The organism is Pseudomonas sp. TR47 (genome assembly GCF_044143025.1).
Taxonomy (GTDB): Bacteria; Pseudomonadota; Gammaproteobacteria; order Pseudomonadales; family Pseudomonadaceae; genus Aquipseudomonas; species Aquipseudomonas putida_E.
Window position 1 is genome coordinate 1 of sequence record NZ_JBHFCS010000016.1, and the last position, 13,973, is coordinate 13,973.

Here is a 13,973-nt window from a genome sequence, read left to right on the forward strand (position 1 = left end):
ACCTGCTGGGCCGACTGACTCAGGAAATCACACCGCAAGGCGTACTCGGCTACGAATACTACCTACTGAGCAACCTGACCACGCTGACCTTGCCGGACGGGCGCAAGGCCAACCACCTGTACTACGGCAGCGGCCATCTGCACCTGCATGGAACGCGATGACCTGTACCGCGAGGTGTACCGCACGCATGGCAAGCTCACCAGTTGCTTTGGCTACGACGCGATGTGACGCAAGGCCTGGCAGTTTGCTTCGACGTTGCCTGCAGAAAAGCTGTCGCAAGTGCAGAACCGCGGCATCAACACCTCACTGCTGGCGGAGCACGCCTACAATCCGATTCACCGTCGCTACCAGTACGACCTAGCGGGTGAACCGGTACGCACGCTGGACAAGCTGCGCGGCGAGATCAAGTACGAGTACGAAGCCAACGGCCAGTTGCACGGCCGCGATACCGGCTATTTGGTCGACAGCGAAGAGTTCGGCTACGACCCGGCTGCCAACCGCCCGGACTTCAATGCGCGGCAGTTGGAGAAGGTGAAGGCCAACCGTATCAAGCGTTGGCGCGATCAGGAGTACCGCTGCAATCCGTGGGTCAATCAGATCGAGCAGCGCTCGGGGCACAGCTAGCTGCAGAGCTTTGCCTATGACTGCGAGAGTCGTCTGGTGCGTGCTGAAATGATCGTGAATGGGCAGCTGCGGAGTGTCGGGACGTACCGCTATGACAGCCTGGGCGGCGGATTGCCAAAACCGCTGAAATCGAAGGCGCGACGGAGCAGAAGCACTTCCTCTGGCAAGGCCTGCGAATGTTGCGTGAGCAGACGCCGGGGCAGAGCATTCTGCATCTCTACGAGCCGGGTAGCTATGCGCCGTTGGCGCGGGTTGACCAGGCGGAAGGGCAAGAGCAGAAGGTCTATTATTTCCATACCGACCAGATCGGAAAGCCGCTGGAGTTGACCGATAGCCAGGGCGAGATTGTCTGGCAGGCGACGTATCGGTCATGGGGCGCGATCGAGCAGATGACGGTCAATGATGTCGAGCAGAATCTGAGGTTCCAAGGACAGTATTGGGACGCAGAATCGGCTTCTTGGTGTCCGTTGTCACGGGACAGGCCCAACTTAACCTTTATCGCTATGCACCAAATCCATCATCGTGGCTGGCTCCATGGGGCTGGATGGCATTTTGGAAGCCTCTGAAACCAGACGGTATGGGGCATCATCCTTTTCCGCGCGCTCATGCGAGCGTTCACGGATTTCCAGAACTGGGGACTAAGATAAGGCATATGAAGGTTTTCCTCATAAAGGAACACTAAAAATCCCGCGCACCGGCGAGGTGCTTGCGAAAAACGTAACAATCGGTGAGGTGCTTACCAAGTCTTTAGGCAAGACTCCAAATATTAATTCCTCAGGAGGATGTGGGTAATGAAGCAAAATGCACAGATTGAATTGTTTTGCCGGAGATTGTATTTTTTGATCCGACGGTTCTGTCAAGTTTTATAAAGTATAACGGTGTGACAGACGCAAACGTTTTTGAGCGGTTCATTCAAAGCGAGAGCTTAGGCAGGTCAGCCATTGAACAAGGTGTGGTATGCCCACTTTATCAAATATCAGAGCAAGATTACTCAATTTTCATTGAGTGTGTGAATGGTGCTGAGTATGAGTCGCCAGTGCCAAAATTCTCTTACTCTGGCTTCCCACTAAAAGTCGAATCGGGTGTTTTAATTGTTTCTGATTTGAATGCTCTTTTTGAGTGGGATGATGACTTTTTTTTGAACTACAAAGCAAATTATGATTCCCGGCTTCCGAGTAATGACTTCCTTGAAGTTGAATCAGGTGTTTACAACTTAACAATCAACGGGTATGTAGGGCTTCGTAAGCCATTGTCCAACTGCGGCTATGGCTTGGGACTTCAAACCGTGGACAGCTTGTCCGGTGTTTCGGAAGATGCCTCTGTAGATGATGTAAGCTTTGAGTTGGGTGGTTGGTAAAAATCATCGCAGTGATGAGTTGAATTTTATTGGAAACGTACTTGTTCTCGGCGACAGTGGGGTAGAAGTCCCTACGTGCTGAAAGGCTTTATCATTGGGGCGAAATCATTTGCATGAGTCTGATTCGATCAGAGGTCTTTAGTCGAAAGAGTGAACCATAAATCCAATCATGCACTCTATCATCCAACTGGTAAGGGTGGCCGCGATATATGGGTTGGAGGAGCACTTGGGCGGAAAGGAAACTAGATGGTGCCAAAGGAAAAATCTGTTGTGGCTGAGTGATATAGGAGGATTTATGTTGCCTAGAAATATTTATAAGCAGTTTTTGGAAGCTGCAGACATTGGGTGTTTAAGAGGTTTACTATGAGCTACATTGATCTTTTGGAGTTGGAGATTAACTCTAGCGGCGAGGACCCCGCGTTTACTGGTGGGGCGACAGATGAGGTTATAATTGATTTTGAGAATGCGTTAGGAGTTAAATTTCCTAGCTCGTACAAAGAATTCCTCAAAAAATATGGCGCTTTGTCGTTTGCAGGCGATACTTATTACGGAATTACCAAGAGTAGCGTTGACGCTGTTGCTATCCCCAGTGTGGCCTTTGCTACTAGAAGCGCTCGGAAAGATGGAGATGCGGACGCTTCGATGATCGTAGTTAAGGCCTCGGGATATGGCCCTATATATTCAATTGATACCTCTATTATTGGGGCTGCTGGTGACCCGGTAATAGTAGAGACTGGGCTTTCATTCAAAAGGACAAAGGATAAGAAAGTAATTTATCAAGATTTTCAAGAGTTTTTTAGCGATATGATCAGGCAGGCAATAAAAGAGCTATAGTGGTAAAGTAATCGGACCTTGGTTGCTGTAGGTGGCGGGTCTCTTGTAATGAGTCCAGGTGTGCCGTCGGCGTTGTGCTAGTTAGCTGTTGCTAGGCGCGACTGATATGGTTGGCTGTCAGTGACTTTAAGGGTCTCATAGGCTTGCTCAGTTTTTGCCGCCGCCTTGCTTTTAAATTGATGAGGAAGTGTGAGGCCTTTGAGCAGCAAGTTGAGGTTTTTAATCACAAGCCATGATTTCCATGGCCTGAGAGAGACTGCTAAGACCTGACGAGGTGCGAAAATCTATGCAGAATGGACACGTTATAAAAAGGGTGGGATGGACGTTGAACCTGGCTTCAGAAGTAGTATGATGGAGCGAGCGGCCAAATTAGAGGTTGAATTACAGGAAATGATCTCTGGTTTTTTGCGGGTAAAGTGAAATGATTACGCTTAATGATATTTTTCAAGATGTTAAGGGTGTTTTCTCTGATCGCATAATATGCTTTGATCCCAAGGACGTCCCTCCAGATATTGCCTTGCCTAAAAGCTGGGAGCAATTTGGGCTGAACTTCGAGGTTTCACCTGTTTATCCTCAGGGTTGGAGTGCGTTTTCAAATGAATTTCCATCCGTAATTGCACTGTTCAACGACAGTTTGCTGGGCACGGCGTTGCTGCTAGGGGATAAAGTTGAATTGCTGTATATCTTTCATGATGCCAGCGGATTCTATTATTACGTAGGTGGGATGCCTGTTGAGGGGGGGTTGAGAGTGGAGAATTCATGAATCTTCCTAGCAGACTCCAAGACTTTTATCGCGATGTGCACGATGGGTACACGTTCTTCCCCGCGCGCTCAATGGGTCCGCTAAGCCTAAGTGACCAATTACGTGTTTCGAATTTAGTTGATGAGGAGGACGACTCTTTTGCTGAAAACTGGATTGCGGTGTTTTCAAACGGCGGCGGGGACTTTATTGCGGTAGATGCTAACCAGCAGGATGATACGGAAGGTTTGATATGGTGGCATGAAGATCCTATGGCACCAGAAAAAGGGATTGACATTTTTCAGGTGATGGATGCCTGGATGGCAATGTTTTTGGAAGATACTAAGTCTCGCGATGAGTTGATTGCCAAGCTTCATTGAACATTAACTTCCCGCTAAAGATGGCGATGTCGGGCTGTTGGTCAAGCTTCTTGCTTAGTCGGTTTTAAATGTAGCCAAACTCTAAGCCTGGTATTTTTGTTTGTCGATGCTTGCTCTGGATGGTTCAGATTTTGCGTGTGTACACTAGCAGGCTTTCTCAAGTGGGGATCGCGTCAATGTCGCCGGTGGGATGGCAAGTCACGGCAACGCCCTTGGACGTGACCTACCATTCCCGCTGGGAAACCTTTGACGGCCAGCCCCGCGTGGTCGAGCACTGGACCAGCGACGGCGAACACTTCCATTTCCGCTACGACTTCGCCCAGCGCATCAGCTGGGCCACGGACGTACTCGGCCGCGAGCTGGAGGTGCAAGTACAACGGCGACCTCCGCGTGGTCGCCAGCCGCGACTACGGCGGCGAGCGCTACGCCATCGCGCTGGACGACTACGGCAACATGGTCGGCCTGACCCTGCCGGACGGCAACCAGTTGCACTTCAAGGACGACGAATACGCCCGCCTGCTCGAAGAGACCGACCCGCTGGGCCGCACCATCGCCTACGAATACCACCACCTGACCACCCTGGTAACCAAGGTCACCTACCCGGACGGCAGCACCTGGCAGGCGCGCTACGACGACAAGGGCAACCTGCTCGCCGAAACCGATGCCCTGGGCCACCTGACCGAGTACCTCAATGGCGAAGATGGTTTGCCGCATACCATCATCGATGCAAGCTACAAGTACAAGTACCTGTGGTGGAACACCCTGGCCCAGGTCGAACGCTATCAGGACTGTTCGGGTTAAAACACCTATTACCGCTACGACGACCGCCAGCACCTGGTGGCCGTGACGGATGCGGCGCACCAGACCACCAGACCACCACGCTGGAACGCAAGCCGGACGGGGGTAGAGGATGTACTTCGAAAACCTGGTAGTAAGCATGAGATGTTTCCTGTCTCAATTGCCTCGAAAGCGAAGGAACTTGGAATCACTGCTCAAGAGCTAAAGAGATGACTGTGCCTACAAAAAATATCACTTTCATAGGCTATTACTAATAGGCACGGGAATCTTGTACCGGATGGCCCGCACCATGGAAGTAGTGCAGGAAGGAAGTTTCATAGTAAGCTGATTAAAGATTTGGTTAAAACGCAGAGTAAAGTTGAGGCGCTAAGCGTAATTGGCGTTCATCATCGTAATCATATGAGATTGGGAGCTTGCTAAGTGAATATTTATGATATCGAGAGATATGAAAAAATCCATGTATGGGTTGGCAGTAATTTTGAGTCGGAAGCTGATTACTTGAAGTATTTCGAGTTGGATTATTCCGTAGGTATAGATGATCCTTCATACAAAGTGTGCGGTTTTTGCAAGGATGTCGGTATCCGATGGTATGATGAGGACTTTATCGGAATAATTCCGAGGAGTCCTCAGGAAGTTGGTTTGGATGAGATAATCAAGGACTCTTCGGTTGATCCTAGTGAACTAGACAGGCTGAAGGCTATCTGCCTTAGCAAAGGTATTAATAACGCAAACGCTATTTTTTGGTACTCAGATGGTGGGATTGTAGTATCTGAGCCCTTAAAGGAAAGTTATAACGGGTTGGTATATATAGGGCTTTTTGAGGGGAATTGATGGTAGGATTTTTGGATCAAGCTTAGTATTTGCTTCTCATGGAGCTGTTTGATCTGCGTGAGGATACTGTTATTTCTTAAAAGTATGGATCGGAATTAGGTTGCTGTCATATATGGGCAGCAACTTTTACGTCTAATAGTTTCTGAGAAATGGCACTTTAGTGAGTGCTCGCGATGTTAAGCCACCGACCTCATCTCCCATCGACAAACAGGGCCGTGGTGCCGTTCGTGACCCTGCAGCCGGGCGAACGCATCTACAACCCGCACGAGCAGGTGTACCTGGTGTGCACCGAGGGCGGCTGCACCCGCGTGCACCTGCATTACTAACATCCGCTGGGCCGGCTGACCGACATCAACCGGGTGGTGAACAACGAAGCGGTCGAAACCCTGGCTCAATACCGCTACGACGAACACGGCCAGCTCAGCACGGTGATCAACCGCAACGGCGACACCGTACGCAGCTTCAGCTACGCAGACGGCGTAATGGCAAGCCACAGCAATGCCCTGGGCCTGACCTGCCATTACCGTTGGGAAACCCTCGACGGCCCCTGGTTTTGGGTGTTAAAAATATTCAAAGCTCGGCGAGCTCCGGGCTTCAAAACGGGCTGTTTAAGACCGGTCCATCTACTTTTAGGTTGCTGTGAGTTCTTATGAAAGAATTTTATGTGCTCAGTGCTGCGGAAGGCGACGATGTTCCGCTTTTCTTTGATGAGATGTGGGTCCCGGAATTGCCGGAGTTCAATCAAGTAATTGCAAACCCTGATGTATTGGATTTTTCAAGCTCCTATGAAATGAAAGCTGACTTGAATAAGCTTCACGTCGATGTGATATTTGAGCAGTATCTCGCGTCATCGGAATTCATTCGAATGTGCGAAAATTTTCATTGTAATTCTCTGACCATTCCTGTGATGATTTCGCTTCGCGGTTCTGCGAAGCCTAAAAAGGATTATAGATTTTTCTGCGTCCTTAGTAGATGTTCATTGCTAGATGTTGATCGATCTACTTTTGAATTGGTGGATGACGGAGTTTTGTGCCCAGAAAGCGAGCGCCAACATATGTCGCCATTGTATGCTCGAATAGATAAGTTTTTCCCGAGATCAGATGTAGAGTATGATTTATTCTACTGTGAGGAATTGAAGCAAATGGTCTGTTCTTCTGTGTTTAGAGAGGCATACCTAAGAAATAGTTTCATCGGGCTCTATTTTGAGAAAATTGATGAGGGATTTGTATATGCTCCGTGGGGGGGCGATTGAGCAACTGACGATTAATGAGGTTGAGCAGAATCTGCGCTTTCAAGGGCAATATTTCGATAGCGAAACGACGCTGCACTACAACAACTTCAGATATTATGACCGCTGTTGCGAGGCATTTTAATACTCAGGACCTGGGAGGCTGAATTTATATTTATACGCACCAAATCCAATAAAATGGATAGACCCGCTGGGCTGGTATAACGGAGAAGGAGTGCGTCAGCTCGGGGTGTATGATGTGTTTCATGAGAAAATACTAGCGCCGCCTGAACTCAAGCTAAACGATGCTGCGCACTTTAGCCTCGCAAATCAGTCCGTTCATGAACGCATGAACGCATGAACGCATGAACGCTGATCCTGATGCTGACTTCAAAGCCTCTATTGAGGCCAAATATCCAGGCATTACTAAGCATGTACAACTATCGTGTCGATGGTGGCTTCTCCGGCGACTCACCTCCGAAGCTGACATGGCACCACGGTGATAGCCCTGGCTCTTTGCAGGTGATAGATAGGCTTGATCATAAAACATATCACAAAATCTACCACCCTGATGGTACGGGTGGTCGGAATAAATGGGGCGGTGGTACTGCCTGTAGATAATGGAGATATTATGAAGGTTTATAATGGTTTTGCCCAGCTCCTACGTGAGCTTGATAAGCTTCCGATTACTGGGTGGGTTTTCGTTGATCGTGGGGTTGATATTGAATCTGAATATTCAATCGAGGTCGCGAGATATCTTATTGCTGAAACTGAGCTGGAGCAGATTGACTTTGAGAAGACGAAAAGGACTTTCATTGAATGCCCAACGCTTGTGGATGTTGTGTCGCTTCTGAATAAAAGGCCGAATCATCAAGGCTTGAATGATTATATTGCTGCTGTTATTTTTTATCGAGAAAATGATGATTTTCTTGACTAAGGTCGCATCGTAATATTAAGTATTGGGCAACCTAGTATCCAGGTAATAAGGGGAAATTATAGGCTCTTTAACAATAGGAGAGAATGATTGAGGTGCTGAGCGGCCCTTTTTCACCGTGCGCTGCTTCAGCTACGCTGACGGTGTGATGGCAAGCCACAGCAACGCCCTGGGCCTGACCTGCCATTACTGCTGGGAAACCTTCGACGGCCAACCCCGCGTGGTCGAGCACTGGACCAGCGACGGCGAACACTTCCATTTCCGCTACGACTTCGCCCAGCGCATCATCTGGGCCACGGACGTACTCGGCCGCGAGCTGGAGATGCAGTTTCAGGTATTACGATTCTGAGCTGGGGCGTTTTGTCATGCAAGACTCGGTTGCTCTTCTTGGCGGTATTAATCTTTATCAATATGCAGTCAATCCACTTACTTGGTTAGATCCACTAGGTTGGGCTGGGGCTCCTGCTAATGCGGCACACATTACGTACGAAGGTATAAAAGAAGGCAAACCTTACAGTGGCTATGCAAGCAAGCCTGGTTTAGGTCATTCAGCCCAAGAGGTGCTGAATTACAGATACTCAAGCACTGCGCATTTTGATGTGTCGCCTGAGCCGTTCTTAGTAGGTGATGGTCAAGCAGGAAAAAATATTGCGAGGGGTTTGGAGCAGGGGGTGTTTGAGGATAGAGATGGTTTGAAAGGTGCATCAAACAAAATCCTGTGGGTGTGAATAATCCAAATAGAGATCGTTATCTCGCGGCTGCTGATAAACATAGAGCGCCGAGTGGTGAGGAAAAAGCTGGCGGAAAATTAAAAGGGCGACGGCATGTTGAAATCTTTAAAGTGGCAAGACGGTTTGATTTTAAGCATCAAGGTGAAAGAAGATCTGTATGCTATTTCACAAATGAGGGGTAATTATCTCTTGGAGGTTTTTGATATTTTTGTGAGTGATGATGATTGGAGTGGGGTGAACTTAAATAAAACTAATGTGCTGTTCACGATTTTTGTTTCGATAAAGAATATTAAAAAAATATTTTCGACTCTAGTTTCTTGTGAGTATGCTGTACCAAACGAAAGACCTGTGGAAAAGCGTATGCTATCGGCGATATTTGGTACTCCAGGAAACACTGGCGCAAAACTCATAGAGCTATCAGAAGGTTATTCTAATATTGGTGCGCAAGTAATCAAGGAGGCTCTTTCTCCAGATGATGACTTGAAGTTGATTCACCGATACGAACTATGTGGTATGGTTGGAGATCCTGAGAAGATTGTTTTGCGCATTAAGAATTATCGGGAAACGGGAATCAATTGGGATCCATCTAAAGAGTTTTTGTTCCCCGGCATTCAGCGCCCTCAGCGCTAAATGTGGCTTTGACGTTGCAGGCCTTTATGCGGAGGTTTTTCGAGGTCACATGAGTATAATAACCCGGTTATTAACGCAGGAATGAACAGGGCTATGATTCTATTCATGCTGCGCGAAATGATTTCTATAAACGAAACAAATAATATGACTGTTCGATTGCGTTCTCCTAATAGTTCCTGTGGTGCTAAAATGGCTGCTGATGGTGTAAGGTATCGGCAGGACGTAGGCCCCGATTCTGAGTGAGGTTGGTATGCTTTCTAAGGATGATCTACTGCAATCGTTCGCTAGCGTGGATGAGTATGCTGGTTGCTATTTTTTTCAGCACAAGCTGCCTAGGTCAACTTATGAATATTGTTTGAAAAACGCAGATGGACAAGATTTACTCGTTATATCTGAAAATATAAGTGATAGGGATTTTTCTGTAGCAGTTGCTGATCAAGCACCAGATTGCTTGAGTCAGGGTAAGACTGTCGTATTTGCGATTTCGCCCAATAAATATGGGTTTTCTCATGCGTTAGTCGTACCTAATACCTATCACGGTAGTTTAAAAGGTCGCTTGGAAAGCAAGAGAGGGAATCTATACCTTTGTATTCCGATGCATAGGTGCGAGTTTTCAGGCGCTGAATCTGAAGCGGAGTTTAAAGAAATGATTCAACGAATGATCCCCATCTTTCGCTGGGATCGGAATGTATGCCCTAAAATCAAGGTGTATTTTGATAATCCATTCACGGAGACTGGTGTTGATGAGGCTGGTGTATTGATGAAGTATCCTGCTCTGCTGGCTGAGATAGATAATCTCAGCGGTGTAGTAAGTGGGTTTATTGAAGTCACGAACTGCAACGGGGATGTGGTGGAAGTTCTTTCTGCAAGCAAAGGCGTATTTACTCTCATTCGTAACAGGAAAGATGAAGAGGTACTGATCCACTCAAAATTGGTCGAGGCTTTGAATGGCTTTGTACTTATGGGGTCATACCCCAATTCGCGTGGTAGCTTTCATTGCTTCGCGCCAAATAAATAGTGCACCTGTACACGATTATGTTGTCGTCTTGAGTTTTAATGTCAAAAGCGTGTTGCTAAACGGAGTTGGTTATATGGAAGGCCTGATTGCGCTTAGGCATATGATTCAAAGCAATGGTTATTTTGAATCAGTTGTCGCGGGTGTCGAGAGTTGGGAGGTTATTCTCGGGAAGCGAGATCAGCCACCCTTTGATAAATGTTGGATTGATGCATTCAATGCGGTGCAAGGATTGAATTATCAGGATCCTGATGATGAGGCTGCTATCTCTGCCTTGAGGGAGTTCGCATTTAAACAGACGTATCGTGTCACCAGGATCCCGAAGTAGCAGCATAACTGGGCTTGTTCCAGGCAAGGCTATCTGTGCGTGCCAAGCCGCAATAAGTGAAAAAGGAGATTTCAGATGCCTGCAAGGACGAGCAAACGTACAAAAAAGCACAGCACCCCGGCGGTGAAGTCCATGAGCACCTTTTAGAGCTCGACTTTTGGGTGAAGTATGCCTACCTGTTTACTCCAGCGTTCCTGGTGCTTTTTGGCGGCCTAGTGTCCTGTCTCAAAAATAAATATTCCATTTGAGCTAAACTTCCATCGTCAACCGGGATATTGGGTGAAGCCATGAACTCTCAAGACATCGTGCTCAGTGATGATGAGCAGGTCGAGCTGAGCCGGCGGGTTCGCTCGGCCACCATTAGCCAACGCGACGGTCGCCGAGCACGCGTGATTCTGTTGGCCGCTCAAGGTCATTCACGTAAAGAAATCGCCGAACTGACGGGGCTCTCCCTTGTTTCCGTTACTCGCTGGTGCAAGCGTTTCCAGGCACTACCGTCTAGAAGGACTGGTGGATCTGCCGGGACGAGGTCGCAAGCCATCATTACCTGCCGAAGCCTTGAAGCGAACACTTGAGCAAGTCACCCAACCGCGTATCGGTCAGCCTCGTTGGAGCTGCCGTAGCATGGCGCGTGTCGCGGGTATTTCTCCGGCCAGCGTTCAGCGGATCTGGGCTGCCTACGACATCAAGCCGCACCTCACACGTACCTTCAAGCTGTCCAATGATCCTCAGTTCGAAGAGAAATTCTGGGACGTCATCGGACTGTACCTTGCGCCACCGGATAAGGCGTTGGTGCTCTGCTGCGATGAAAAGAGCCAAATTACAACACTTTCACGTTCTATGATCCTAATGTTGGCCGATTTTTGACGCAGGTTCCTATAAGTTTGGCAGGCGGCTTGAATATATATTCGTACGCTGAAAATCCTATTCAAGAAATCGATCCCCTGGGGTGGTGGCGATGGAATGGCTAATCATCATTTAATCCCCCGAAGAAATCATGAAAAAGCCTCGTTGCGCGAAAATGTTTAGCAAACTTCGATCAATGGGTTTTAATGATGATGGTGCTTCCAATAGTGTATTTTTACCGGGTAGTAAGAAGTTAACGCAAAATATAGATTTGCCTGGGCATTGGTCAAATCATGCTAAATATACTAAGATCGTGGAGACTAAGGTTTCTGCTTTGAATGACGCCTTTAGGGCTGGTAAGATTTCTGATACGCAATTGGTCTTAGGTATAGGTAAAATTCAAAGTTTCGCGAGAGAAAACCTTACAAATAATACATTTGTAGTGGATGCGATCACTGAGAGGCTTTTGTGAGTAGTTCCAATTATTACGTTTTGCGCTATAATCCGAAAGATAGTGGCTGTCCAGTCGTGCTGTCGGGCTTCTTTAATTGTACTGAATTTGAATGGGATCCACTTGAACCAAACCCTATGGGGTTGAGTGTAGAAAAGAAATATGTTTTAAAGCTGTCCGGATTGGAAATGGAGTTATCTGAGTTGGAGTTTGATTACTATAGCATAGGTGATACCTATGTTTCTAAAAGGTTTTTAGAGGCTTGCGATAAGGTCGGGGGAAAGTACAAGGCTATTCCTTTGGAAATAACCTATAAGGAACAGTCTAGAAAAGGAGATTTTTTTATTTTCCTTCCTGGTGAAAGTTTGGCGGCTCTGGATAAGGCTGAGTCGTTGTTCGAGGCATCCAAGGACCTGGAAACCGGCCTCGAAATTGAAAGTCATATATATCCTGGGGCTGTGAATATTAATGCTATAAGTAAGTTTGTAGTTTCCCCGGAGCTGCAGTCGGAAATTTTTAGATGCCAGGAAACCTTAGAACTATTTTGTAGTGAGAGCTTTAAGTCAGCGGCAACTAGCTTGAAGGGCGTTTCGTTTGAAATAGTTGATGATACTTACTCGTATGATGCATGGACTGAGTTGAGAGATATTTGAAGGTTTTGAGTGTGTTTTGCAAGGAGTAAGGTATTTTCTATTGTTGTTCGTTACGCCAGATCCTTAAAAATATGCAGCTGCGTTGGTGCGGCCTAGCCAGTGGCAGGGTCAGCGTTGTTTTTTTCTGGCGCTTAATGCTGAAAATTAGCACAACGAGGATAGATTTTGTGGTGCAGGGTCTTAGGCGCTATGGCGCGTTTATTCGGATGTCACGAATTCAGAATTTCATGAGCTGATAGCTCTAAATAAATTAATGTATCCTGGGGTGCGTAAATAAAGGGTTGTGTGGCATGAAAGACAAACAGTTTGTAGAGGCAGTGTTTGGCGAGCTTTTTTACAAAAACTTTGAACAATACAAAGAGGCGCTCCTAAAGCCAGTCAACAATGATGATGATGCATATGCGCGTGCACGAAATGCTTTGTCACTACTTGACAGCACTCAAAAGCAAGATGTTATTGGTTTTCTCAAGCTGGTCATTGCAGATAGCGCCTCCGTCATTCTCGGAACCTTAGATGGGGTTCATTATCCAGATAAGCTGTTGGGGGATTTTGTATTAAGTTGCGACAGCGAAGAGATTCAAGGTGATTTGCAAGATATTTTCATTGACAAAGCACAAGAGGAAAATGTTTATGGCTGATCGGCCGTGGTCTGTGCCTCCGATATGGCTGGCTTAGGTGTCGAAAAGTTCTTGATCAAATGGTGTGGTGTTGCGATATGATTTTTAATAAATGGGGTTATTGAAATTAGAAGGGGCTCTAATGGCTCCTTTTTTGTTTATTTTGTTAGGGCTCAGGTGTAATAGCCAGTCACTGGAATCTCATTTTGAGACGTGCCGCTGCAACGCATCGAAAACGCCCTCGGCCACTTCCTGCACTTCACCCGCACCGCCGAAGGCACGCTGACCGACATCAGCGCCACCGGTGGCACCCGCGTGCACCTGCATTACTAACATCCGCTGGGCCGGCTGACCGACATCAAGCGGGTGGTGAACAACGAAGCGGTCGAAACCCTGACTCAATACCGCTACGACGAACACGGCCAGCTCAGCACGGTGATCAACCGCAACGGCGACACCGTGCGCAGCTTCAGCTCAGCCGACGGCGTGATGGCAAAGCATCCGCTCAAGTACCCTGCAACATACTCAAGCAACGCAACCGCCTAGAAAGTGAACAAACCCGGTACGCTGCCTGGAGCGCCCTCGGCCTCACCTTTCATCACTTATGCCATTGCACCTGAACACACACAGAGCTGGCCCAGCACAACCTGTCACACGAGAGGCCAGACTGAAGATTGGATACCTAACGACGCATCCCCAATTCGGCATCATCCAGCAGCGCCTTGGCCAGCGCGCTCAGGTAATAGGACGCCCAGATCAGTTGCGGGTTGTCTTCCATCAGCCCGGTGATGGTCAGGTCGCGCACACACCCCATCAGCTCCGAGGCTTGCTCCCGGGCGTCTTGGCAGGGGATGCCTGGGGCGATGCAGAACAGGGGTTGGGTTTGGCCCTCTGCCTGGTAGAACATGGTTTTGCCGGGTGTGGTGTATTCGTTTGTGCCGTCTTTTGGCATTGGTTGGCTCCCTGAAAATGCGGGT

At 47.9% G+C, this 13,973-nt stretch carries 18 protein-coding genes and 6 pseudogenes; 23 read left to right on the forward strand and 1 reads right to left on the reverse strand.

Annotation, left to right across the window (positions count from 1 at the left end):
* The 23 genes and pseudogenes from ACEWE8_RS16895 to ACEWE8_RS17005 form a co-directional block, all read left to right on the forward strand.
* A pseudogene (locus ACEWE8_RS16895) lies at nucleotides 1-1,074 on the forward strand (RHS repeat domain-containing protein); the annotation flags it as partial.
* A gap of 430 nt (nucleotides 1,075-1,504) precedes the next feature.
* Nucleotides 1,505-1,981 carry a hypothetical protein gene (locus tag ACEWE8_RS16900; RefSeq protein WP_144415503.1) on the forward strand — a complete coding sequence of 159 codons (477 nt, stop codon included), beginning with the start codon at nucleotides 1,505-1,507 and terminating at the stop codon, nucleotides 1,979-1,981.
* Nucleotides 1,982-2,344: 363 nt separating this feature from the next.
* Nucleotides 2,345-2,815, forward strand: coding sequence for an SMI1/KNR4 family protein (locus ACEWE8_RS16905; RefSeq protein ID WP_046787614.1), 471 nt, complete (start codon nucleotides 2,345-2,347; stop codon nucleotides 2,813-2,815).
* Between the two features lie 421 nt (nucleotides 2,816-3,236).
* Nucleotides 3,237-3,578 (forward strand): hypothetical protein, encoded by a 342-nt coding sequence (locus ACEWE8_RS16910; RefSeq protein ID WP_052750481.1) that lies wholly within the window; start codon nucleotides 3,237-3,239, stop codon nucleotides 3,576-3,578.
* Complete coding sequence (locus ACEWE8_RS16915) at nucleotides 3,575-3,934, forward strand: SMI1/KNR4 family protein (protein WP_052750480.1); 360 nt, start codon at nucleotides 3,575-3,577, stop codon at nucleotides 3,932-3,934. Before ACEWE8_RS16910 ends, ACEWE8_RS16915 begins: the two co-directional genes overlap by 4 nt.
* A 184-nt stretch (nucleotides 3,935-4,118) precedes the next feature.
* Nucleotides 4,119-4,836, forward strand: a pseudogene (locus ACEWE8_RS16920) (type IV secretion protein Rhs); the annotation flags it as partial.
* 316 nt (nucleotides 4,837-5,152) lie between these two features.
* Complete coding sequence (locus ACEWE8_RS16925; RefSeq protein ID WP_046787613.1) at nucleotides 5,153-5,563, forward strand: immunity 22 family protein; 411 nt, start codon at nucleotides 5,153-5,155, stop codon at nucleotides 5,561-5,563.
* 218 nt (nucleotides 5,564-5,781) lie between these two features.
* A pseudogene (locus tag ACEWE8_RS16930) lies at nucleotides 5,782-6,102 on the forward strand (hypothetical protein); the annotation flags it as partial.
* A gap of 110 nt (nucleotides 6,103-6,212) precedes the next feature.
* Complete coding sequence (locus tag ACEWE8_RS16935; RefSeq protein ID WP_395589332.1) at nucleotides 6,213-6,815, forward strand: hypothetical protein; 603 nt, start codon at nucleotides 6,213-6,215, stop codon at nucleotides 6,813-6,815.
* Nucleotides 6,793-6,936: an RHS repeat-associated core domain-containing protein gene (locus tag ACEWE8_RS16940; protein ID WP_395589333.1), complete on the forward strand. Its 144-nt coding sequence runs from the start codon at nucleotides 6,793-6,795 to the stop codon at nucleotides 6,934-6,936. Before ACEWE8_RS16935 ends, ACEWE8_RS16940 begins: the two co-directional genes overlap by 23 nt.
* A 390-nt stretch (nucleotides 6,937-7,326) precedes the next feature.
* A complete protein-coding gene (locus tag ACEWE8_RS16945) occupies nucleotides 7,327-7,728 on the forward strand; it encodes a hypothetical protein (protein ID WP_189339976.1) in 402 nt (133 codons plus the stop codon).
* Between the two features lie 112 nt (nucleotides 7,729-7,840).
* Nucleotides 7,841-8,056, forward strand: a pseudogene (locus ACEWE8_RS16950) (hypothetical protein); the annotation flags it as partial.
* 34 nt (nucleotides 8,057-8,090) lie between these two features.
* A complete protein-coding gene (locus tag ACEWE8_RS16955; RefSeq protein WP_262982438.1) occupies nucleotides 8,091-8,453 on the forward strand; it encodes a hypothetical protein in 363 nt (120 codons plus the stop codon).
* A 96-nt stretch (nucleotides 8,454-8,549) separates the two neighbouring features.
* Nucleotides 8,550-9,086 (forward strand): hypothetical protein, encoded by a 537-nt coding sequence (locus ACEWE8_RS16960; RefSeq protein ID WP_046787610.1) that lies wholly within the window; start codon nucleotides 8,550-8,552, stop codon nucleotides 9,084-9,086.
* A gap of 250 nt (nucleotides 9,087-9,336) precedes the next feature.
* Nucleotides 9,337-10,104, forward strand: a complete 768-nt coding sequence (locus ACEWE8_RS16965) for a hypothetical protein (RefSeq protein ID WP_144415501.1) — start codon at nucleotides 9,337-9,339, stop codon at nucleotides 10,102-10,104.
* 73 nt (nucleotides 10,105-10,177) lie between these two features.
* Nucleotides 10,178-10,429, forward strand: a complete 252-nt coding sequence (locus tag ACEWE8_RS16970; protein ID WP_052750479.1) for a hypothetical protein — start codon at nucleotides 10,178-10,180, stop codon at nucleotides 10,427-10,429.
* Between the two features lie 56 nt (nucleotides 10,430-10,485).
* Nucleotides 10,486-10,677, forward strand: a complete 192-nt coding sequence (locus ACEWE8_RS16975; RefSeq protein WP_046787608.1) for a hypothetical protein — start codon at nucleotides 10,486-10,488, stop codon at nucleotides 10,675-10,677.
* 39 nt (nucleotides 10,678-10,716) lie between these two features.
* A pseudogene (locus ACEWE8_RS16980) lies at nucleotides 10,717-11,269 on the forward strand (IS630 family transposase); the annotation flags it as partial.
* Nucleotides 11,270-11,292: 23 nt separating this feature from the next.
* Nucleotides 11,293-11,400, forward strand: coding sequence for a hypothetical protein (locus tag ACEWE8_RS16985; protein WP_080952175.1), 108 nt, complete (start codon nucleotides 11,293-11,295; stop codon nucleotides 11,398-11,400).
* A 26-nt stretch (nucleotides 11,401-11,426) separates the two neighbouring features.
* Nucleotides 11,427-11,747 (forward strand): AHH domain-containing protein, encoded by a 321-nt coding sequence (locus ACEWE8_RS16990; protein WP_223255156.1) that lies wholly within the window; start codon nucleotides 11,427-11,429, stop codon nucleotides 11,745-11,747.
* Nucleotides 11,744-12,379 (forward strand): imm11 family protein, encoded by a 636-nt coding sequence (locus ACEWE8_RS16995; RefSeq protein ID WP_046787607.1) that lies wholly within the window; start codon nucleotides 11,744-11,746, stop codon nucleotides 12,377-12,379. The genes ACEWE8_RS16990 and ACEWE8_RS16995 overlap by 4 nt, the downstream gene beginning before the upstream one ends.
* Before the next feature lie 290 nt (nucleotides 12,380-12,669).
* Nucleotides 12,670-13,017, forward strand: a complete 348-nt coding sequence (locus ACEWE8_RS17000; RefSeq protein WP_046787606.1) for a hypothetical protein — start codon at nucleotides 12,670-12,672, stop codon at nucleotides 13,015-13,017.
* 189 nt (nucleotides 13,018-13,206) lie between these two features.
* Nucleotides 13,207-13,497, forward strand: a pseudogene (locus ACEWE8_RS17005) (hypothetical protein); the annotation flags it as partial.
* A gap of 181 nt (nucleotides 13,498-13,678) precedes the next feature.
* On the opposite strand, the gene ACEWE8_RS17010 reads toward ACEWE8_RS17005, so the two are convergent.
* Nucleotides 13,679-13,948 (reverse strand): DUF3077 domain-containing protein, encoded by a 270-nt coding sequence (locus tag ACEWE8_RS17010; RefSeq protein ID WP_046786361.1) that lies wholly within the window; start codon nucleotides 13,946-13,948, stop codon nucleotides 13,679-13,681.
* Nucleotides 13,949-13,973: the final 25 nt, after the last annotated feature.

Bases quoted from the DNA above. Each gene is read 5' to 3' on its own strand.
- ACEWE8_RS16905 (WP_046787614.1), top strand. From the start codon at position 2,345: ATGAGCTACATTGATCTTTTGGAGTTGGAGATTAACTCTAGCGGCGAG.
- ACEWE8_RS16970 (WP_052750479.1), top strand. From the start codon at position 10,178: ATGGAAGGCCTGATTGCGCTTAGGCATATGATTCAAAGCAATGGTTAT.
- ACEWE8_RS16960 (WP_046787610.1), top strand. From the start codon at position 8,550: ATGTTGAAATCTTTAAAGTGGCAAGACGGTTTGATTTTAAGCATCAAG.
- ACEWE8_RS17010 (WP_046786361.1), bottom strand. From the start codon at position 13,948: ATGCCAAAAGACGGCACAAACGAATACACCACACCCGGCAAAACCATG.
- ACEWE8_RS17000 (WP_046787606.1), top strand. From the start codon at position 12,670: ATGAAAGACAAACAGTTTGTAGAGGCAGTGTTTGGCGAGCTTTTTTAC.
- ACEWE8_RS16990 (WP_223255156.1), top strand. From the start codon at position 11,427: ATGAAAAAGCCTCGTTGCGCGAAAATGTTTAGCAAACTTCGATCAATG.
- ACEWE8_RS16935 (WP_395589332.1), top strand. From the start codon at position 6,213: ATGAAAGAATTTTATGTGCTCAGTGCTGCGGAAGGCGACGATGTTCCG.
- ACEWE8_RS16955 (WP_262982438.1), top strand. From the start codon at position 8,091: ATGCAAGACTCGGTTGCTCTTCTTGGCGGTATTAATCTTTATCAATAT.
- ACEWE8_RS16910 (WP_052750481.1), top strand. From the start codon at position 3,237: ATGATTACGCTTAATGATATTTTTCAAGATGTTAAGGGTGTTTTCTCT.
- ACEWE8_RS16965 (WP_144415501.1), top strand. From the start codon at position 9,337: ATGCTTTCTAAGGATGATCTACTGCAATCGTTCGCTAGCGTGGATGAG.
- ACEWE8_RS16940 (WP_395589333.1), top strand. From the start codon at position 6,793: ATGCTCCGTGGGGGGGCGATTGAGCAACTGACGATTAATGAGGTTGAG.
- ACEWE8_RS16915 (WP_052750480.1), top strand. From the start codon at position 3,575: ATGAATCTTCCTAGCAGACTCCAAGACTTTTATCGCGATGTGCACGAT.